General features: G+C 70.2%; 16 protein-coding genes. 7 read left to right on the top strand and 9 right to left on the bottom strand.

Features of this window, described 5'->3' with window-relative positions; all coding sequences use genetic code 11:
• The coding region (locus FV228_RS07345) for a phosphatase PAP2 family protein (RefSeq protein WP_147854000.1) at positions 1–2,007 on the bottom strand (2,007 nt) is incomplete at its 3' end.
• 494 nt (positions 2,008–2,501) lie between these two features.
• Here FV228_RS07345 and FV228_RS07340 point away from each other — a divergent pair.
• The gene (locus FV228_RS07340) at positions 2,502–4,130 is read left to right on the top strand and encodes an inorganic phosphate transporter (protein ID WP_147853999.1); all 1,629 of its coding nucleotides are present in this window, start codon (positions 2,502–2,504) and stop codon (positions 4,128–4,130) included.
• A 120-nt stretch (positions 4,131–4,250) separates the two neighbouring features.
• Here FV228_RS07340 and FV228_RS07335 read toward each other — a convergent pair whose 3' ends face one another.
• Together FV228_RS07335 and FV228_RS07330 are read right to left on the bottom strand one after the other, a co-directional pair.
• The gene (locus FV228_RS07335) at positions 4,251–4,478 is read right to left on the bottom strand and encodes a hypothetical protein (RefSeq protein WP_238261308.1); all 228 of its coding nucleotides are present in this window, start codon (positions 4,476–4,478) and stop codon (positions 4,251–4,253) included.
• Positions 4,479–4,493: 15 nt separating this feature from the next.
• A complete protein-coding gene (locus FV228_RS07330) occupies positions 4,494–4,907 on the bottom strand; it encodes a MucR family transcriptional regulator (RefSeq protein ID WP_147853997.1) in 414 nt (137 codons plus the stop codon).
• A gap of 252 nt (positions 4,908–5,159) precedes the next feature.
• Between FV228_RS07330 and FV228_RS07325 the strand changes: the two genes are divergently transcribed.
• From FV228_RS07325 to FV228_RS07315, 3 genes are all read left to right on the top strand, one after another.
• The gene (locus tag FV228_RS07325) at positions 5,160–6,119 is read left to right on the top strand and encodes a helix-turn-helix domain-containing protein (RefSeq protein ID WP_147853996.1); all 960 of its coding nucleotides are present in this window, start codon (positions 5,160–5,162) and stop codon (positions 6,117–6,119) included.
• 37 nt (positions 6,120–6,156) lie between these two features.
• Complete coding sequence (locus FV228_RS07320; RefSeq protein ID WP_147853995.1) at positions 6,157–7,146, top strand: helix-turn-helix domain-containing protein; 990 nt, start codon at positions 6,157–6,159, stop codon at positions 7,144–7,146.
• Between the two features lie 310 nt (positions 7,147–7,456).
• Positions 7,457–8,416, top strand: coding sequence for a helix-turn-helix domain-containing protein (locus FV228_RS07315; protein ID WP_147853994.1), 960 nt, complete (start codon positions 7,457–7,459; stop codon positions 8,414–8,416).
• A 16-nt stretch (positions 8,417–8,432) separates the two neighbouring features.
• On the opposite strand, the gene FV228_RS07310 is transcribed toward FV228_RS07315, so the two are convergent.
• From FV228_RS07310 to FV228_RS07290, 5 genes are all read right to left on the bottom strand, one after another.
• Positions 8,433–9,755, bottom strand: coding sequence for an MFS transporter (locus tag FV228_RS07310; RefSeq protein ID WP_147853993.1), 1,323 nt, complete (start codon positions 9,753–9,755; stop codon positions 8,433–8,435).
• A gap of 176 nt (positions 9,756–9,931) precedes the next feature.
• Entirely contained in the window at positions 9,932–10,855 is a 924-nt protein-coding gene (locus FV228_RS07305) for a hydroxymethylglutaryl-CoA lyase (protein ID WP_147853992.1), read from the bottom strand.
• The gene (locus FV228_RS07300) at positions 10,852–12,045 is read right to left on the bottom strand and encodes a CaiB/BaiF CoA-transferase family protein (protein WP_147853991.1); all 1,194 of its coding nucleotides are present in this window, start codon (positions 12,043–12,045) and stop codon (positions 10,852–10,854) included. The genes FV228_RS07305 and FV228_RS07300 overlap by 4 nt, the downstream gene beginning before the upstream one ends.
• Positions 12,046–12,150: 105 nt before the next feature.
• Positions 12,151–13,041, bottom strand: coding sequence for a LysR family transcriptional regulator (locus FV228_RS07295; RefSeq protein ID WP_238261313.1), 891 nt, complete (start codon positions 13,039–13,041; stop codon positions 12,151–12,153).
• Positions 13,042–13,073: 32 nt separating this feature from the next.
• Complete coding sequence (locus FV228_RS07290) at positions 13,074–13,484, bottom strand: hypothetical protein (RefSeq protein ID WP_147854001.1); 411 nt, start codon at positions 13,482–13,484, stop codon at positions 13,074–13,076.
• Positions 13,485–13,679: 195 nt separating this feature from the next.
• On the opposite strand from FV228_RS07290, the gene FV228_RS07285 reads away from it, so the two are divergent.
• The 3 genes from FV228_RS07285 to FV228_RS07275 are packed head-to-tail and all read left to right on the top strand — an operon-like array spanning position 13,680 to position 15,760.
• Complete coding sequence (locus tag FV228_RS07285) at positions 13,680–14,315, top strand: LemA family protein (RefSeq protein WP_147853989.1); 636 nt, start codon at positions 13,680–13,682, stop codon at positions 14,313–14,315.
• Positions 14,316–14,334: 19 nt separating this feature from the next.
• Entirely contained in the window at positions 14,335–15,138 is an 804-nt protein-coding gene (locus FV228_RS07280) for a TPM domain-containing protein (RefSeq protein ID WP_147853988.1), read from the top strand.
• The gene (locus tag FV228_RS07275) at positions 15,128–15,760 is read left to right on the top strand and encodes a TPM domain-containing protein (protein WP_147853987.1); all 633 of its coding nucleotides are present in this window, start codon (positions 15,128–15,130) and stop codon (positions 15,758–15,760) included. The genes FV228_RS07280 and FV228_RS07275 overlap by 11 nt, the downstream gene beginning before the upstream one ends.
• A gap of 229 nt (positions 15,761–15,989) precedes the next feature.
• On the opposite strand, the gene FV228_RS32975 is transcribed toward FV228_RS07275, so the two are convergent.
• Positions 15,990–16,151 (bottom strand): hypothetical protein, encoded by a 162-nt coding sequence (locus FV228_RS32975; RefSeq protein WP_187277669.1) that lies wholly within the window; start codon positions 16,149–16,151, stop codon positions 15,990–15,992.
• Positions 16,152–16,376: the final 225 nt, after the last annotated feature.

The following is a 16,376-nucleotide window of genomic DNA, read 5'->3' as shown; positions in this document are numbered from 1 at the left end:
GGCGGACGCGACGCCGTTGCGGCCGGTGGCGCCGGCGGCCAGCGGGACGTCGTTGCGGGTCAGGGTCAGGGCGACGTCGTTGGGCAGGTAGCGCAGGCCGGGGCTGAGGAAGGCGAGGTTCGCCGTGACCCCGTCGAACCGTCCCGAGACGCCGCCGGCCGCGCTCAGGATGGCGTAGGTGGTTCGCGGGCTGTAGGCGCCGGAGGCGGCCACGACCTGCACGGTGCCGCCACTGAGGGTCACGGCACCGCCGGCCGCGATCCTGTCGGCCTGTCCGGCTGCGTTGGCCTCGACCCGGTAGACCGAGCCCGGCGCGAAGGCGACCGAGCCGGCGACGTTGAGGGTGCCGATGGAGTTGCCCGGCGCCACGATACCGCCCGACAGGGCGTTGAGGCCGCCGAGCGTGCCCGAGCCGCCGAGCAGTCCGCCGGCCCCGACCGAGACGGTGCCCGCGATGGTGCCGTTGGCGTAGAGCGCGCCGCCGTTGCCGATTCCGACATCGATGCCGAGGCGGTCGCTCGTGTCCATCCGCAGGGTGCCGGTGACGGCTCCGAAATAGCCGGCGGCGGAATAGAGGTCGATGCGGCTCCAGTAGCTGAGCGGGCTGCCGTAGAAGGCGGCGAGCGCGTTGGTCTGCGTGTTGACCACGATCTGGTTGATCGTGGCGGTCGAGAGCTGGCCATAGAGGCCGCCCTGCGGGGCGAGCGTGCGGGCGGCCGCGGTCGATCCGCCGTAGAGCGGGGCCAGCAGGATCGCGGCGTCGGGGCCGCCCGCCGGGGCCGCCTCGCGCGGGGCCTGGGTGAAGGTGAGGGTCGGCAGGCCGTAGGTGAGGCGCTGCTGGTAGGCGGCTTGGTTGGCCCCGGATGGCACGTAGGGGTTGCCGGCGGTGTTGGCGGCGCCACCCGCGCAGGCCGCGACGGTGTTGCCGCATTGGGCGGCGAGGTAGGCTTGGAGCTGCCCCTGCGCCTGCACGAACTGGTTCGGCAGGTTGATCGCGACGCCGGTCACCGCGGCGTTGTTGACGTAGGCTGGGTTCGTGAACGCCTGGGCCAGGTCGTAGGCCGCCAGCGCCCGGCTGCCGATCACGTCGAGCGGATAGTGGACGCCGAGCACGATCCGGCTCTCGCCGTACTCGGAGGCCCGCAGCAGCACGTTCTGATATTGCTGCGGCACCAGCATCGCCAGCAGGTAGCCGCTGGTGAACGCGTAGGTGGTGTGCCCGCTCGGGAAGGAGGCGTTGGTCGCGAGGCCGGTGAGCGCCGTCGGATCGAACGGGTTGATCCGGCCGGGTGCGACCTGGACCGGGCGCGACGAGCCGTACACGTCCTGGCCGGGCTGGGTGTTGGTGACGCCGTAGGCGAGGTCGTAGACGCTGTTGGTGGTGTTGGGCAGGCCGTTGGCGGTGGGCAGGCTGTAACCCGCCGGCGCCACGGCCGGCACCGCCACGTAGTTGGCCGGCGTCACGCTCGGGTTGTTGGCCGCGCCGTTGGCGAAGTAGTTCTTGGCGACGCCGAGGTTGTTGCCCGTGAAGGTGTTGGCGTTGACCAGCAGGTTGACCACGCTGCCGAGGGCGCCGTTCACGCCCTGGGCGGTCCCGCGCTGGTAGATCGGACCGAGCTGCGCACCGAGGCCGCCGACCGGTTGCTGCGGGACGATGCCGTTGATCGGAATCTGTCCGGGCAGGCCGCCGGCGATGTTGGCCGCGACGCCGTAGCTGCCGAGCCCCGAGGACGACAGGCTGTTGCTCGCCGCACTGAGCAGGTTCTTGTCGCTGATCGCCACCTGCTGCCGGGCGAGGTCCGCGCCGGTGTTGAGCGCGATGGTCTGCGCCAGGTTCAGGGTCAGCGTCGCCTGCCCGGCCGCCGTCCCGTTGAGCGCCAGGTAGGGCGCTAGCAGGTTGAGCACGTTGACGTCGGAGGCCGTCGTGTTGACGGTCTGCGCCTGCACCTCCGACCCGCACGCGGCGACCATCAAGGCCGCGATCGAGACCCCATAGCGAACGTTCATTCCTGGCCCCCAAGCCCGCGGCCATTCGGCCTGCGGCGGGAGATTTAGCCACTTCCACGAACGCGAATGCGTCATAATCCATTCACAAAGCCCTGAATCATCGCGTGTATCCCGGCGGCAACAGCACGATATATTAGCCGGCACAAATCCAGGGTCGGATCATCTTGCGCTATGCTTCCGGCGCCGCGACCGCACCGCCACAAAAGCTTCACGCGTCCCCCGCGCCCGACGCCGGCCTTTCGATCGACGCGGACCATCGCCGGACGGATGTCAGGTCTCGGTACGGGGACCCGGGGCGGTCGTACCAGTAAACACCGCGACCCAGACCTCGAAGAGGGCGGAATAGACTTCGTCCGGATTGATATTTTCGGATCGTTGGCGGTGGACGCACGAATATAATGCTTCGCTGAATACATCCGACAAAACGTCACTGAAACGTCATCCCATAATCTTAATCCCGGCCCGCTTCCGAAGACGATTCAACGCGAGGGCCCATGTCCGATTCCGCCGTCATTCCGCAACACGGGGTGGGGAGCAGGCCCGCGGGCGGTCCGCGCCTCGAGCACGGGATCCATCTGGGGGGCGTCGTCGCCTTCCTGGCGGTCCTGGTGGCTGGGCTCGGCTACGCGGTGGTGAGCCTCATCGCCGACATGAACGCCGTCGGCGAGGCGCCGCTGGCCTACGGGGCCTTCGCGCTGCTCGGGCTCGCGCTGCTGATCGCCCTCGCCTTCGAGTTCGTGAACGGGTTCCACGACACCGCCAACGCGGTGGCCACCGTGATCTACACCCACTCGATGCCGCCGCTGGTGGCGGTGGTCTGGTCGGGCTTCTTCAACTTCCTGGGGGTGATGCTGTCCTCCGGCGCGGTGGCCTACGCCATCGTCACCCTGCTGCCGGTGGAGCTGATCCTGCATGTCGGCTCGGGGGCCGGCTACGCGATGATCTTCGCGCTGCTGCTCGCCGCCATCATCTGGAACCTCGGGACCTGGGCTTTCGGCCTGCCGAACTCCTCGTCGCACGCGCTGATCGGCTCGGTGCTGGGCGTCGGCCTCGCCAACCAGCTGATGGGCGGCGGCGACGGCACCGCCGGCGTCGACTGGAACCAGGCCTTCAACGTGTTCAAGGCGCTGCTGTTCTCGCCCCTGTGCGGCTTCGCCCTCGCGGCGCTGCTGCTGCTGGCCCTGAAATTCGCGGTGCGCCGCAAGGACCTCTACGAGGCTCCCAAGGGCGACACGCCGCCGCCGGTGTGGATCCGCGGCCTCCTGATCCTGACCTGCACGCTGGTGTCGTTCTTCCACGGCGGCAACGACGGCCAGAAGGGCATGGGCCTGATCATGCTGATCCTGATCGGCGCGGCACCCACCGCCTACGCGCTGAACCGCACCATGTCGGACGACACGACCCCGGCCTTCATCCAGAGTTCGGCGGCGGCGAGCCAGGTGTTCTCCGCCCGGGCCGCCGGCGCTCCCCAGCCGGAGGCGGCACAGGCGCGCCGGACGGTGACGGACGCCCTCAAGTCCAAGGACCTGAACCAGCCGCCGGTCTACGCCGCGCTCTCCGCGCTCGCCACCGACATCGCCACCAGCGTGAAGAACTACGGCGCGATCCGCACCGTCCCGGCCGCCCAGACCGAGAACCTGCGCAGCGCCATGTACCTCACCGCCGACGCGGTGCGGCTGCTGCCCAACGCCGGCGCGGGTCTCTCCGAGGCCGAGACGACGACCCTGAAGAGCTACACCGGGCTGCTCAACAACGGCACCCGCTACATCCCGGGCTGGGTGAAGGTCTGCGTCGCCCTGGCGCTAGGCCTCGGCACCATGGTCGGCTGGAAGCGCATCGTCGTCACGGTGGGCGAGAAGATCGGCAAGACCCACCTCACCTACGCCCAGGGCGCCTCGGCCGAGATGGTCGCCGCGGGGACGATCGGGCTCGCCGAACTCTACGGCCTGCCGGTCTCGACCACGCACATCCTGTCCTCGGGCGTCGCCGGGACGATGGCGGCCAACGGCTCGGGCCTGCAGATGGCCACGGTGCGCAACATGGCGCTCGCCTGGATCCTGACCCTGCCGGCCGCCATCACGCTGGCCGCGACCTTGTTCTTCCTGCTGCGCCACGTGTTCTGACGCCGCGGGTATCGGCGGGGTCGAGCCCCGCAATCGACGGACAAGCATGACGACGGACAGGGCCGTTTCCGCACCCCGCGGAAACGGCCCCATCTGTTCCGGCCCCGGTTTCCCGAGACCTCACGGGCGCGCCATGGCTCGCACGAAGGCGAGGCAGGTGCGGCGCGCGGCGACGGTCTCGATCGCCATGAAGGCCGTCACGAGATCCGCCGCCTGAGCCACGGCCTCGCGCGGCTCGGGCTCGTCCGGCAGGAAGGCGGCGACCGGCATGCGGAGCGTTCCGGCGATCCGCTCCAGGATCTCCCCGGAGCGATCCGTCTCGGGCTGCCCGTGAACCGGATGGGTCATGGCGCAGGCCATCGCTCAGGCCGCCTGGTTACCGAGCTGGATCGCCCGGGCGATCTCCGAGCGCCGCTTGGCGTAGCCGGGGGCCACCATCGGGTAGTCGGCCGGCAGGCCGAACTTGGCGCGGTAGCGCTCCGGGGTGAGACCGTTGGCGGTGAGGTGGCGCTTCAGCGTCTTGTACGAGCGGCCGTCGATGAAGCTGATCAGGCCGTCCTCGCCGATCGAGGCCTCGACCTCGGCGGCGGCCGGGCCGGTCCAGGACGTGGCGGAGCCGGCGGGCTTGCGCTGGAGCACCGCGATCGCGGCATGGACCTGATCGATCAGCACCGGCAAATCCCCTGCCCCCACAGGGTTTCGCGACACGTAGGCCGCAACGATCGCGCCGACTTTCTCGAGCAGGAAGGATGAGCGGGGTTCGGGTTCGTTGATCATGTGAGGCGCTGCTGTTCAATCTCGCGTCATCAATACCCCACGTCCGCCGACCGACGGCCCGAAGGTCCGCCCCAGTGATCGACAGCCGCGAGGCGTCCCACCGGCGGTGAGTTGCCAAGTTCACCTCAGGTTGCTCAAATGCATCCCTTGAGGCTGAAAATAATATACAATATGTGTCGGGCGGCGCTTGTCTGGTGACGCGGATCCCTTGTTCCGGCCGCGCGAAATGCCGTTCGGTCGAAAAATTTACTTATGGAAGCATTGTTTTCGACAGAGGGTCTTAACCCCCTGAACAGCTTTCGGCGCTGGCGGGAGTCGCTCGTCGGGCGGGGTGTCCCCCTCGAGCAGACGCGCCTCGACGACCGCCCCTTCCGGGCCAAGCTGGAAGCCGCGAGCGTCGGCCCGCTGGTGCTGACCCGCGTCGCGCACGGCGCCATGCGCAGCGAGGCGACGCGCGGGCTGATCCGGCGCAACGGCAAGGACGGCACCGTCGTGGTGATCTTCAAGCTCGCCGGCACGTCGATGCGCAGCCAGGATGACCGCAGTTCGGTGCAGCGCCCCGGCGAGTTCGTGGTGATCGATCATCGTCCGGCCGCGCACGAGTCGGGCACGGACAGCCAGTCCATGTTCCTGGAGCTGCCCCGGGAGCGCCTGGAGAGCGTGCTCGGGTCCACCCGGCTCTACACATCCCTGACGATGGGTGCCGACGTCGTCTCGACGGGGCTGACGGTCAAGTTCTTCCACGAGCTTGTCCGGTTGCGCGACCGGCTCGCCCCCGACTCGGCCGCCCGCATGGCGTCGGTCGGCGTGGACCTGATCGTCGCCAGCATCGCCGAGCGCCTGACGCTGGAGGTGTCCCGGCCCCTACACGGGACCGTCGTGGTCCAGCGGGCCAAGGCCCATGTCGAGGCCCATCTGGGCGACCCGACCCTCGACCCGCCCCAGCTCGCGGCGGCGATGGGCGTGTCCCTGCGCCGGCTCCAGGAACTGTTCCACGAGCGCGGCCAACACATCTCCGACTGGATCTGGCAGCGTCGGCTGGAGGCTGCGGCCAAGCGCCTGGCCGACCCGGGCTGCGCCCACCTGCCGATCGGAACCCTGGCCTTCGGCTGCGGCTTCGCCAGCCAGGCCCACTTCTCCCGCCGCTTCAAGGAACGCTACGGCATGGCCCCCCGGGAGTACCGCCACGCGACCCTCTTGAGCATCCCGTAAACCACCACATCGCCCGGCATCGCCAGGGACAGCACCCGTGCAGCCCGTATTCTCGACCGACAACCTTCACCCGAAGAGCAGCTTCAAGATCTGGCGGGAGACGCTGTTCGAGCGGCTGGTGCCGATCGAGATCGAGCGCCTCGACGACAGCCCGTTCGCCGGCAAGATGGAGTTCGCCAACGTCGGCACCCTGCGGATGACCCGGGTCACGCAGGGCGCCCTGCGCAACGAGACGACCCCCAATGCCGCGCGCCATCACGACCGGGCCGGCATGGCCGTCGTGCTGTTCAAGCTCTCCGGCAGGTCGACCTGCCTTCAGGACGGCCGGGACTCGGTCCAGAAGCCGGGCGACATCGTGGTGCTCGATCACCGGCCGTCCGTGGTGACGACGAGCCCGGGCAGCCAAGCCGTGTTCCTCGAATTGCCGCGCGAACGCCTCGAGAGCATGCTCGGATCGACCCGCCTCTACACCGCGCTGTCGATGGGGGCGGAGATGGCCTCGACCAGCCTGGCATCGACCTTCTTCCGCGAGCTGATCCAGGTGCGCCACCGGCTCGATCCGGACTCGGCCGAGCGGATGTCGACGATCGGGCTCGACCTGATCGTGGCCTGCATCGCCGAGCGGATGGCCCAGGAGGTGCCGCAGCCGCTGCACGGGACCGTCGTGGTCCAGCGCGCCAAGGCCTTCGTCGAAGCCAACCTCGGCGACCCGACCCTCGACCCGCCCCAACTCGCGGCGGCGGTGGGCGTGTCGCTGCGCCGGCTGCAGGAGTTGTTCCACGAGCGCGGCCAGCACATCTCCGACTGGATCTGGCAGCGCCGCCTCGTGGCGGCCGCCAAGCGCCTGGCCGACCCGAGCTGCGCGCATCTGCAGATCGGCGCCGTGGCCTTCGGCTGCGGCTTCGCCAGCCAGGCCCATTTCGCCCGCCGGTTCAAGGAGCGCCACGGCCTGTCTCCGCGGGAGTACCGGGTCGCGGCCCTCCTGGACACGGCGGAGCGGCCCGACGATCCGACGCGGCGGCGATAGGATTCCCCGGCGGTCTCATCGCCGCCGCCGCACGCGGTCCGGTCCCTGTTCCGGGCAGAGTGAGGGCAGTCGGGGATCGCCCCGCCCGCGGGACACAAGATCGCATTCGCCTCGTGGTACTCCGCTTGCATACACGATGAAATTTTTTGTATACAAGGACAAAACACCGTCTTCACGACTTTGATAATCCGGCAAGTACTGAATTTTATAGCACAGTTTTCAGCAACAGATCGAGGTTCAGCCCAAATATTTCAGAGGTCTGTCGCGCCGTTGTCCGGCGTCTGCCATCGCCGAAAACGGAAATATACTTATGAAATTATTGTTTTCGACAGATAATATTCCTATCGATGTTCGATTCAAACGATGGCTGGAGACGCTGGAAGAGCAGCGCCTGCCCCTCGAACAGGAGCAGCTCGACGCCGCGCCCTTCGAGGCCAGGCTGGAGATCGCCACGCTCGGTCCGCTCACCATGACCCGGGTCTCGGAGGGCCCGCTGCGCAGCGAGGCGACACCTGCCAAGATCCGCCGTCTGGGTGACGACGGCTGGATCAGCGTGGGCCTCACCCTCGCCGGCACCACGACGATCGCGCAGCGGGATCGGGTCTCGACGCAGCGGCCGGGCGACCTGGTGGTGATCGAGCATCAGCCGACGGTGATGACGACGAGCCCGGGCAATCGATCCTTGTACCTGAAGATTCCGCGCGAACGGCTGGAGGGCGTGCTCGGGCCGGCCCACCGCTACGCGGCCCGGACGGTGGGCGCGGACCTGGCCACCGCGACCCTGGCGATGGGCTACTTCGCGGAGTTGAGCCGCATGCATCACCAGCTCGACCCGGTCGCGGCCGCCCGCATGGGGTCGATCGGCGTGGACCTGATCGTCGCCAGCATCGCCGAGCGGATGGCGCAGGACCTGCCGCAGCCGCTCGGCGGCAACGTGCTGGTCCAGCGGGCCAAGGCGCATGTCGAGGCGAACCTCGGCGATCCGAGCCTCGATCCGTCTCAGCTGGCGGCCGCGGTCGGCGTGTCGCCGCGCCGGCTGCAGCAGCTGTTCCACGAGCGGGGCCAGGACGTCTCCGACTGGATCTGGCAACGCCGGCTCGAGGTCGCCGCCGACCGCCTGATCGACCCGGCCTTCACCAACCTGACGATCGCGACCCTGGCCGCCGGCTGCGGCTTCACCAGCCGGGTCTACTTCACGCGCCGCTTCAAGAACCGCTTCGGCCTGACGCCCAGCGATTTCCGCTACGCCGTCGGGCTCAGTCCGCAGTAGCGGTTCGGCAAGCCGTTCAAGGGCCGCGGTCGCTCCGGCGCAGGCTCGCCGGCATGGCGAACAGCAGGAGGCCGGCCGCCACCAGGCAGAGCGACCCGATGACGTAGAGGGCCGGCGTGGTCGATCCGGTCAGGTCCTTGACCCAGCCGACCATCACCGGGCTGACGATGCCGCCGAACTGGCCGAGCGTGTTGATCAGCGCGATGCCCCCGGCCGCGCCGACGCCGGTGACGAGCTTTGCCGGCAGGGTCCAGAAGGTCGGGATCGAGGCGACGATGCCGGATCCCAGCAGCGCCAGCGCGATCATCAGCGGCACGATCTGCCGGTCGAACAGGCCGGCGGTGAAGAACCCGATGGCGGCGGCGATCGCCAGCGCGGCGACGAACTTCGGCCGCTCGCCCGAGGCGTCGGACAGGCGCCCGACCACCACCATGCTGATCGCGCCGCAGATGTACGGGACCGCCGTGAGGAGGCCGACATAGGCGGCGCTGCTGCCGCTGGCGGTCTTGATCAGGTCCGGCCCCCAGAAGTTCAGCCCGTAGGAGCCGATCTGGAGGAGGAAGTAGACCAGCCCGATCATCAGGAAGCCCGGCTGGCGCAGCGCGCCGAGGAGCGAATGGTCGCCGATCTCGCGGTTGTGGTGGGCGATCCGGGCGGACAGCAGGTCCTTCTCCGGCTGCGACAGCCAGCGCGCATCGGAGATCCGGTCGTCGAGGCGCATCAGCACCAGGGCGCCGAGCAGCAGGCAGGGCAAGCCGCCGGCCAGGAACAGCCATTGCCAGCCGGCGAGCCCGGCGACGCCGTTGAGGCCCCCGAGGATCAGGCCGGCCACCGGCGCCCCGAGGATGCCCGAGAACGCCGAGGCCACGAACAGGAACGAGGTGATCCGGCCGCGATGCGAGGCCGGGAACCACAGGGTCAGGTAGTACAGGATGCCGGGCGCGAAGCCGGCCTCCATGGCGCCGATGATGAAGCGCAGGGTGTAGAAGTGCCATTCCGTGCGGATGAAGATCATCAGCGCGGTGGCGATCCCCCAGGAGATCATGATCCGGGCGATCCAGCGCCGCGCGCCGACCCGGTAGAGGAACAGGTTCGACGGCACCTCGAAGATGACGTAGCCGACCACGAACATGCTGGCGCCGAGACCGTAGGCGACGTTGCTGAAGCCGAGGTCGCTCTGCAGCTGGAACTTGGCGAAGCTGATGTTGATCCGGTCGAAGAACGCGAACAGGTAGCAGACCATGATCAGCGGCATCAGCCGCCACGCCACCTTCCGGACGATGCCGGCCTCGGTCACGTCCTCTGGGCGCGCGGGGGCGCCGGTCACCGCGATGGCCATCGTGTTCCTCCCTCGATCGGTCCGCCCGTCGAAGACGGGGGCAGCTGCGCGGGACCGCCTTCAGATGGGCGGCTTCCTCGCACGGTGTCTCAAGTCACGGGTTTCCAAAGGGCTCAGCCCTTTGGCGGGGTTCGGGGGCGGAGCCCCCGATGCATCGGGCTAAGGCCGCCCTTCGCTCAGGCGGCCCGGGGGACCGGGTGCAGGTCGCAGGGCCGGCCCGCCTGGGCGACCTGGCCGGGCACCGGGTGGCCGACCAGCCGGGGCAGGTCCCGGGACAGGGCGATCAGGGCCGGCAGGTCGAGGCCGGTCGGGATCCCCATCTCGTGGGCCATGCTGACCAGATCCTCGGTGCAGATGTTGCCGGTGGCGCCCGGGGCGAACGGGCAGCCGCCCAGGCCGCCGAGCGCCGCATCGAAGCGGCGCGCCCCCGCCTGCCAGGCCGCCAGCACGTTGGCGAGGCCGACCCCGCGGGTGTTGTGGAAATGCAGCGTCAGGTGCTCGGCCGGGACGATCTGCAGGACGCGGGCGACGAGGCGCTCGACCTGGCGCGGGTTGGCCATGCCGGTGGTGTCGGCGAGCGTCACGCCGGTGATGCCGAGCGCGCGATAGCGCTCCACCTGCGCGACGACCTTGTCGACCGGCTGGTCGCCCTCGAACGGGCAGCCGAAGGCCGTGGCGACGGAGGCGTTGGTCAGGACGGCCGAGCCCTTCACGGTCTCCATGATCTTGGAAAACCCTGCGATTGAGTCGTCCGGGCTCATGCCCATGTTGGCGCGGTTGTGGGTCTCGCTCACCGAGGCGACGAGGTTGATCTCGCCGACCCCGGCCGCCAGCGCCCGCTCGGCGCCCTTGGGGTTCGGGACGAGGGCCACGTAGACCGTTCCGGGACGGCGGCGGATCCCGGAAAAGACCTCGGCGGCGTCCCGGAGCGCCGGCACCGCCTTGGGCGAGACGAAGGACGAGACCTCGATGCGGGAGAAGCCCGCATCCGAGAGCGCGTCCACCAGGGCGATTTTTTCCGCGGTCTCGACCCAGGCGGACTCGATCTGAAGGCCGTCGCGGGGGGCGACCTCCTGGACCAGCATCGTGGCGTCGCTCATTTCACGGCTCCCGCGTCGCGCAGCGTCTGGATCGCGGTCGCGTCGAGGCCGAGATCGGCCAGGACCGCGTCGGTGTGGGCGCCGAGCGCCGGCCCCTGCCAGCGCACCGCCCCGGGGGTGCCGGACAATTTCGGCACGATGCCGGGCATCTTGACCTGCGTGCCGCCGGGCAACTCGGCCTGGAGGATCATGTCGCGGGCCTGGTAGTGCGGGTCGGCGACGATGTCGGCCACCGAGTAGATCCGGCCCGCCGGCACGTCCGCGGCGTCGAGGGCAGCCAGCGCGTCCGCGACGCTCCTGGCCTTCGACCAGTCGCCGATCACGCCGTCGAGCATGGCGGCGTGCTGCGAGCGGCCCTCGTTCGAGCGCATCCGCGGGTCCTCGGCGAGGTCGGGGCGGCCGATGGCCGTCATCAGTCGGCGGAAGATCGGGTCGCTGTTGCCGGCGATCACGACGTAGCCGCCATCCTGGGTCGGGTAGGTGTTGGACGGGGTGATGCCGGGCAGCGCGCCGCCGGTGCGGGTCCGGATCTCGCCGAGCAGATCGTATTCGGGGACCAGGCTCTCCATGACGTTGAAGACGCTCTCGACCAGTGAGACGTCCACCACCTGCCCGGCGCCGCCGTTGACCTTGACGTTGAGGATCGACATCAGCGCGCCGATCACGCCGTGGAGCGAGGCCAGGGTGTCGCCGATGCTGACGCCGACCCGGGCCGGGGGGCTGTCGGGGGAGCCCGTGGTGTAGCGCAGCCCGCCCATGGCCTCGCCGATGGCGCCGAAGCCCGGCCGGTCGCGATACGGCCCGGTCTGGCCGTAGCCGGAGATGCGCACCATCGTGAGCGACGGGTTGAGGGCCGAGAGCACGTCCCAGCCGAGACCCAGCTTCTCCAGGCCGCCGGGCCTAAAGTTCTCGACCACAACGTCGGCGCTCGCGGCGAGGCGCTTGACGATGTCGAGCCCCTCCGGCGTCTTGAGGTTGACCGCGATCGACTTCTTGTTGCGCGACTGGAGATACCACCACAGCGAGGTGTCGCCGTGCATCTTGCGCCAGGTGCGCAAGGGGTCGCCGCCCTCGGGCGCCTCCACCTTGATCACCTCGGCACCGAACTCGGCCAGGAGCTTGGTGGCGAAGGGCGCGGCGATGAGCTGGCCGAGTTCCAGCACACGGATCCCGCTGAGCGGACCTGACACCGTCGTTCTCTCCCTGTCTTTGCCCGGAGGATACGACCGGCTTCCGGGCGATGTCCAAACGCTATGCGCGAGGCTGCGTTCTCCGCGCGCGAACGGAAGCCCCTCCTATCCCCCGGCCGTGCGCAGGTGATCCAGCAACAGGGCGGCGGCAGGGGGCAGCGCGCCGGGGCGGACCACCAGGGTGAGCGTCCGCGTCGCCCAGGGGTCGGTCAACGGCACCGCGGCGAGGTTCAGCTGCGGCCCGAGCAGGGCGAAGACCCCCTCGGGGATCGTGCCGAGGCCCATCCCGGCCTGCGCCATCCGGCAGATCCCGTCGAAGCTCGGCACGTGGATCCGCAGGCGCAGGGGCCGCCCGAGGCGCCGGGCCTCGTCCCGCAGGGCGGCGTAGATCGAGCTCTCCACGTGCAGGCCGACATGGTCGTATTCGAGGGTGTCGGCGAGGGCGATTGCGGCGTGCCCGCTCAGCGGATGGTCGGCCGGCATCACCAGGACCAGGCGGTCGCCGCGATACGGGTAGGCGGTGAGCGAGCGGGTATCGGTGCCGCCGGCGCAGATCCCGAGATCGGCCGCGCCCTCCTCGACGCCCAGCACCACGCCGCCGCTCGGCCGTTCCGCCAGGTCGACGCGGATCTGCTCCTGCGCGGCCAGGAAGGCCTGGAGGTCCTCGGGCAGGAACTGCACGATCGCCGACAGGTTGGCGAGCATCCGGACGAAGCCGCGCACGCCGTGCGCGTGCTCGGCGAGTTCGAGCGCCATCTGCTCGGCGCTCGCCAGCATCCGACGGGTATGGTGCAGCAGCGTCTCGCCGGCCGGCGTCGGGCGCATCCCCCGGGGCTCGCGGGTGAGGAGCGCGCAGCCCAGCGCGCGCTCCAGCTCGGCCAGGCGCTTGCTCACCGCCGAGGGGGCGATCGCCGCCCGCCTTGCCGCGCCGTTGAGCGTCCCGGCCTCGCAGATCGCCGCGAACAGGCGCAGCGTCTTCAGGTCGAGGCGGCTCACGGTCGCCGCGGTCGGACGCGTCTCGCGAATGCCTACGGCCTCGTCTTGGCGGCCCCCGGGGGGCCGCGCCAGTCCCGCGCGCCGACCGGCTGGCCGTACGCGCCGTGACCGAGCTTCGCGCCCTGCCGGTTGACCACGCCGAAGCGCAGGACAGCCTGCTCCAGGTAGTCGATGGCGTCCACGAGGTCGGCGCGGGCGGCCGCGACCGCGCCCTCGCCTTCCTCGCCCGGGGTCTCGGCGAGGTTCACGGCGGCGATCAGCACCCGGTCGCGCTCCTCCTCGATCCGCCGGTCGCGCTCGACATGGCCGCGGACCCGGGCGTCGAACGCCTCGATCACCGACCAGGGCAGCGCGTCCTTGTCCACAGGCGCCCGGAAGGCCAGCGCGTGGCGCCTTGCCGCCGCCGCCGCGGCCCTGACGTGGTCGGCGAGTTCTGCATCCATCCCGGGTCCCCGTGCGGTCTCGCCCATGCTGTCTCGAACGCGCGCCGGTCCCGGCCGTTGCCGAGGCCCTTACCGGGTCGCACCGCCTGCCCTCAAGCGTGAATCCGGCGGGGCCCTTACCTTGACAAGGCGCGGCCTTATCTCTCGGAACTGTGATCGGTGTACCGGGCCTCGCCCGGAAGGGAGTTCCCCGGAATGGTTTCGATGCTGAATGCCGGCGCCCTGCGCCCCTCCTCCGCGGCGGCGCGCCTGCTGAGCGCGCTCACGGTCCTGCTGGTCGCCACCGGCCTCTCGGGCTGCGGCGCGATCAACCGCGTGCCGACCCTGGAGGAGCAGGCGAAGTCGTCCTGGAGCGAGGTGCAGAATCAGTACCAGCGCCGGGCCGACCTGATCCCCAACCTGGTCGAGACCGTGAAGGGCTACGCCCAGCAGGAGAAGGACGTGCTGATCGGCGTGACCGAGGCCCGCGCCAAGGCGTCGAGCGTGAAGGTCGACGCCTCGACGGTGAGCGACCCGCAGAAGTTCAAGGAATTCCAGGACGCGCAGAACCAGCTGTCGGGGGCCCTCGGGCGCCTGCTGGTCACGGTGGAAAAGTACCCCGACCTGAAGTCGAACCAGAACTTCCTGGCCCTGCAATCGCAGCTCGAAGGCACAGAGAACCGCATCGCCGTGGCGCGGCGCGACTATATCGGCGCGGTCCAGGCCTACAACACCGAGCTGCGCACCATCCCGGGCCGCTGGATCGCAGCGATCATGTATCCGGAGTCCAAGCCGATGGAGACGTTCTCGGCGACGCCCAACTCCGACCGTCCGCCGAACGTGAAGTTCTAGAGACGGCGCGGATAGATCGATGCGGCTCATGGGCTTGAGCCTCACCACGGTGGTGCGGCTCCTCCTCGCGCTGGTCGTGCTGTTCGGGTGCCTGGCCGTCTACGCGGTCGGCGCGCTGGCAGCCGACCTGACCTTCCCGCCGCTGACCGGCCGCGTGGTCGACGCGGCCGGCATCCTCACGCCGGACCAGCGCGGGACGCTCGAGGCCAAGCTGAAGGCGCACGAGGACAAGACCTCGGACCAGGTCGTGGTGGCGACCGTGCCCAACCTGCAGGGCACGACCGTCGAGGATTACGCCAACCGCCTGTTCCGGGACTGGAAGCTCGGGCAGGCCAAGACCAACAACGGCGCCCTGCTGCTGGTGGCGCCGAGCGAGCGCAAGGTTCGGATCGAGGTCGGGTACGGGCTCGAGGGCGCGCTGACGGACGCGCTGTCCCGGGTGATCATCGCCAGCGCGATCACGCCGCGCTTCAAGACCGGCGACTATTACGGCGGGATCGATGCCGGCGTCGACGGGATCCTGGGGATCCTGTCGGGGGATGCGCAGGAGTGGCAACGCAAGCCGCAGGTCCGCAGCGACGAGGTCGATCCCGGGCAGGTCGCGATCTTCATCGCCCTGTTCCTGATCGTCCTGTTCGTGGCCTGGCGCATGAACCGGGGCGGACGGGCCGGGCGGGGCGGCGGCATCGTGTTCCTGCCCGGCCCAGGCTCGGGCGGATGGAGCGGCGGCTACTCGGATGGCGGTTCGTCCGGCGGCTTCGGCGGCGGATTTTCCGGCGGGGGCGGCTCCTCCGGCGGCGGGGGAGCCTCGGGTGACTGGTAGGATCGCGGACGTTCTCCCCCCGGAGGCGCGCGAACGCCTCGCCCAGGCGGTATCCCGGGCCGAATCCGGCACGTCCGGCGAGATCGTCGTGATGGTCGGCCGCCGCGCGGGCGCCTACCGCTCCGTGGTGCTGCACGCCGCCCTGATCGCCGGGCTGATCCTGCCCTGGCCGCTGATCGCGCTGACCGGCTGGAGTGCGGTCACGATCCTGCTCGCGCAGGCGGCCCTGGTCGCCGCGATCCTGGGCCTGAGCCAGATCGAGCGGCTGAGCCTCGCCCTGGTGCCGCGCAGCCTGCGCAGCGCCCGGGCCCGGGAGGCCGGGCAGCGGGCGTTCTGGTCCAGGGGCCTGAGCCGGACCCGGTCCCGCACCGGCGTGCTGCTCTACCTGTCCCTGGCCGAGCGCCACGCCGAGATCGTCACGGATCTCGGCGTGCTCGGGCGAATCCCGGCGCAAGCCTGGGACGGCATCCTGGCCGAACTCGGCGGGGCGCTGGCGCGCGGCGAGATCGAGGGCGGCCTGACCGTGGCGGTGGAGCGCATCGGCGCCTGCCTGGCGCAGCACCTCCCGGCCGGGCCCCACGATCCGGACGAATTGCCGAACCGGGTGATCGTCGCGGATTGAAGAGTCATTCCGGAAGGCGGGCGCCGGCTTTCGGAAAGGGACGATGCGAAGCAAAGACCTGGCGCATCGTGCCTGGCGTATGAAGCGCGGCCCTTTCCCGGACATCCGGCACGTCAGGGGACGATGATCCGGGGCCCGGCGCGGACAGCGCCGCCGCTGCATGCATCCGGGAAACGGCACCGCGAGACAGGAAACGCCCGGCGACGCACGTTTCCATCGAGACCTGAGCCTAATCTCGGGTCCGCCGCAGCGCGGCCATCACGGCCTCGGGCGAGGCGTCGCATCCCGCCGGCACGACCAGCTTCACGGCCAGCTCGTGCCGCGTCGCGGCCCCGTTCGCTCCCAGAACCGCGCCGGCCCGGCGCACGACATGCAGGACGCCCAGCGCCATCGCGGCCCGGGGGCCGTCGAGGGTCCAGCCCCGGTAGACGTAGACGACGCGGTCGTTCGGGTCGCGCGGCGCCGCGAGGGACGTGTCCGTGCCGTGGGCGCGGGCAAGGCGAAGTACGCCACCCCCGGGCGCGGGCCCGCCGCGGGGCCGGCCCCCCCGCGCCCCGCCACGGGCCGGGGGGGTTTACCAAAAACCGGCCCCACGGGGCGACGGGGGCGGGGGGTT

Source organism: Methylobacterium sp. WL18 (assembly GCF_008040015.1).
Lineage (GTDB): Bacteria > Pseudomonadota > Alphaproteobacteria > Rhizobiales > Beijerinckiaceae > Methylobacterium > Methylobacterium mesophilicum.
This window is presented reverse-complemented; position numbering and strand designations above follow the sequence as displayed.

What these genes read in the sequence shown, in the direction of transcription:
- FV228_RS07340 (WP_147853999.1), top strand. Translation starts at nt 2,502, where the DNA reads ATGTCCGATTCCGCCGTCATTCCGCAACACGGGGTGGGGAGCAGGCCC.
- FV228_RS07335 (WP_238261308.1), bottom strand. Translation starts at nt 4,478, where the DNA reads ATGACCCATCCGGTTCACGGGCAGCCCGAGACGGATCGCTCCGGGGAG.
- FV228_RS07330 (WP_147853997.1), bottom strand. Translation starts at nt 4,907, where the DNA reads ATGATCAACGAACCCGAACCCCGCTCATCCTTCCTGCTCGAGAAAGTC.
- FV228_RS07325 (WP_147853996.1), top strand. Translation starts at nt 5,160, where the DNA reads ATGGAAGCATTGTTTTCGACAGAGGGTCTTAACCCCCTGAACAGCTTT.
- FV228_RS07315 (WP_147853994.1), top strand. Translation starts at nt 7,457, where the DNA reads ATGAAATTATTGTTTTCGACAGATAATATTCCTATCGATGTTCGATTC.
- FV228_RS07310 (WP_147853993.1), bottom strand. Translation starts at nt 9,755, where the DNA reads ATGGCCATCGCGGTGACCGGCGCCCCCGCGCGCCCAGAGGACGTGACC.
- FV228_RS07305 (WP_147853992.1), bottom strand. Translation starts at nt 10,855, where the DNA reads ATGAGCGACGCCACGATGCTGGTCCAGGAGGTCGCCCCCCGCGACGGC.
- FV228_RS07290 (WP_147854001.1), bottom strand. Translation starts at nt 13,484, where the DNA reads ATGGATGCAGAACTCGCCGACCACGTCAGGGCCGCGGCGGCGGCGGCA.
- FV228_RS07285 (WP_147853989.1), top strand. Translation starts at nt 13,680, where the DNA reads ATGGTTTCGATGCTGAATGCCGGCGCCCTGCGCCCCTCCTCCGCGGCG.
- FV228_RS07280 (WP_147853988.1), top strand. Translation starts at nt 14,335, where the DNA reads ATGCGGCTCATGGGCTTGAGCCTCACCACGGTGGTGCGGCTCCTCCTC.
- FV228_RS32975 (WP_187277669.1), bottom strand. Translation starts at nt 16,151, where the DNA reads ATGGCGCTGGGCGTCCTGCATGTCGTGCGCCGGGCCGGCGCGGTTCTG.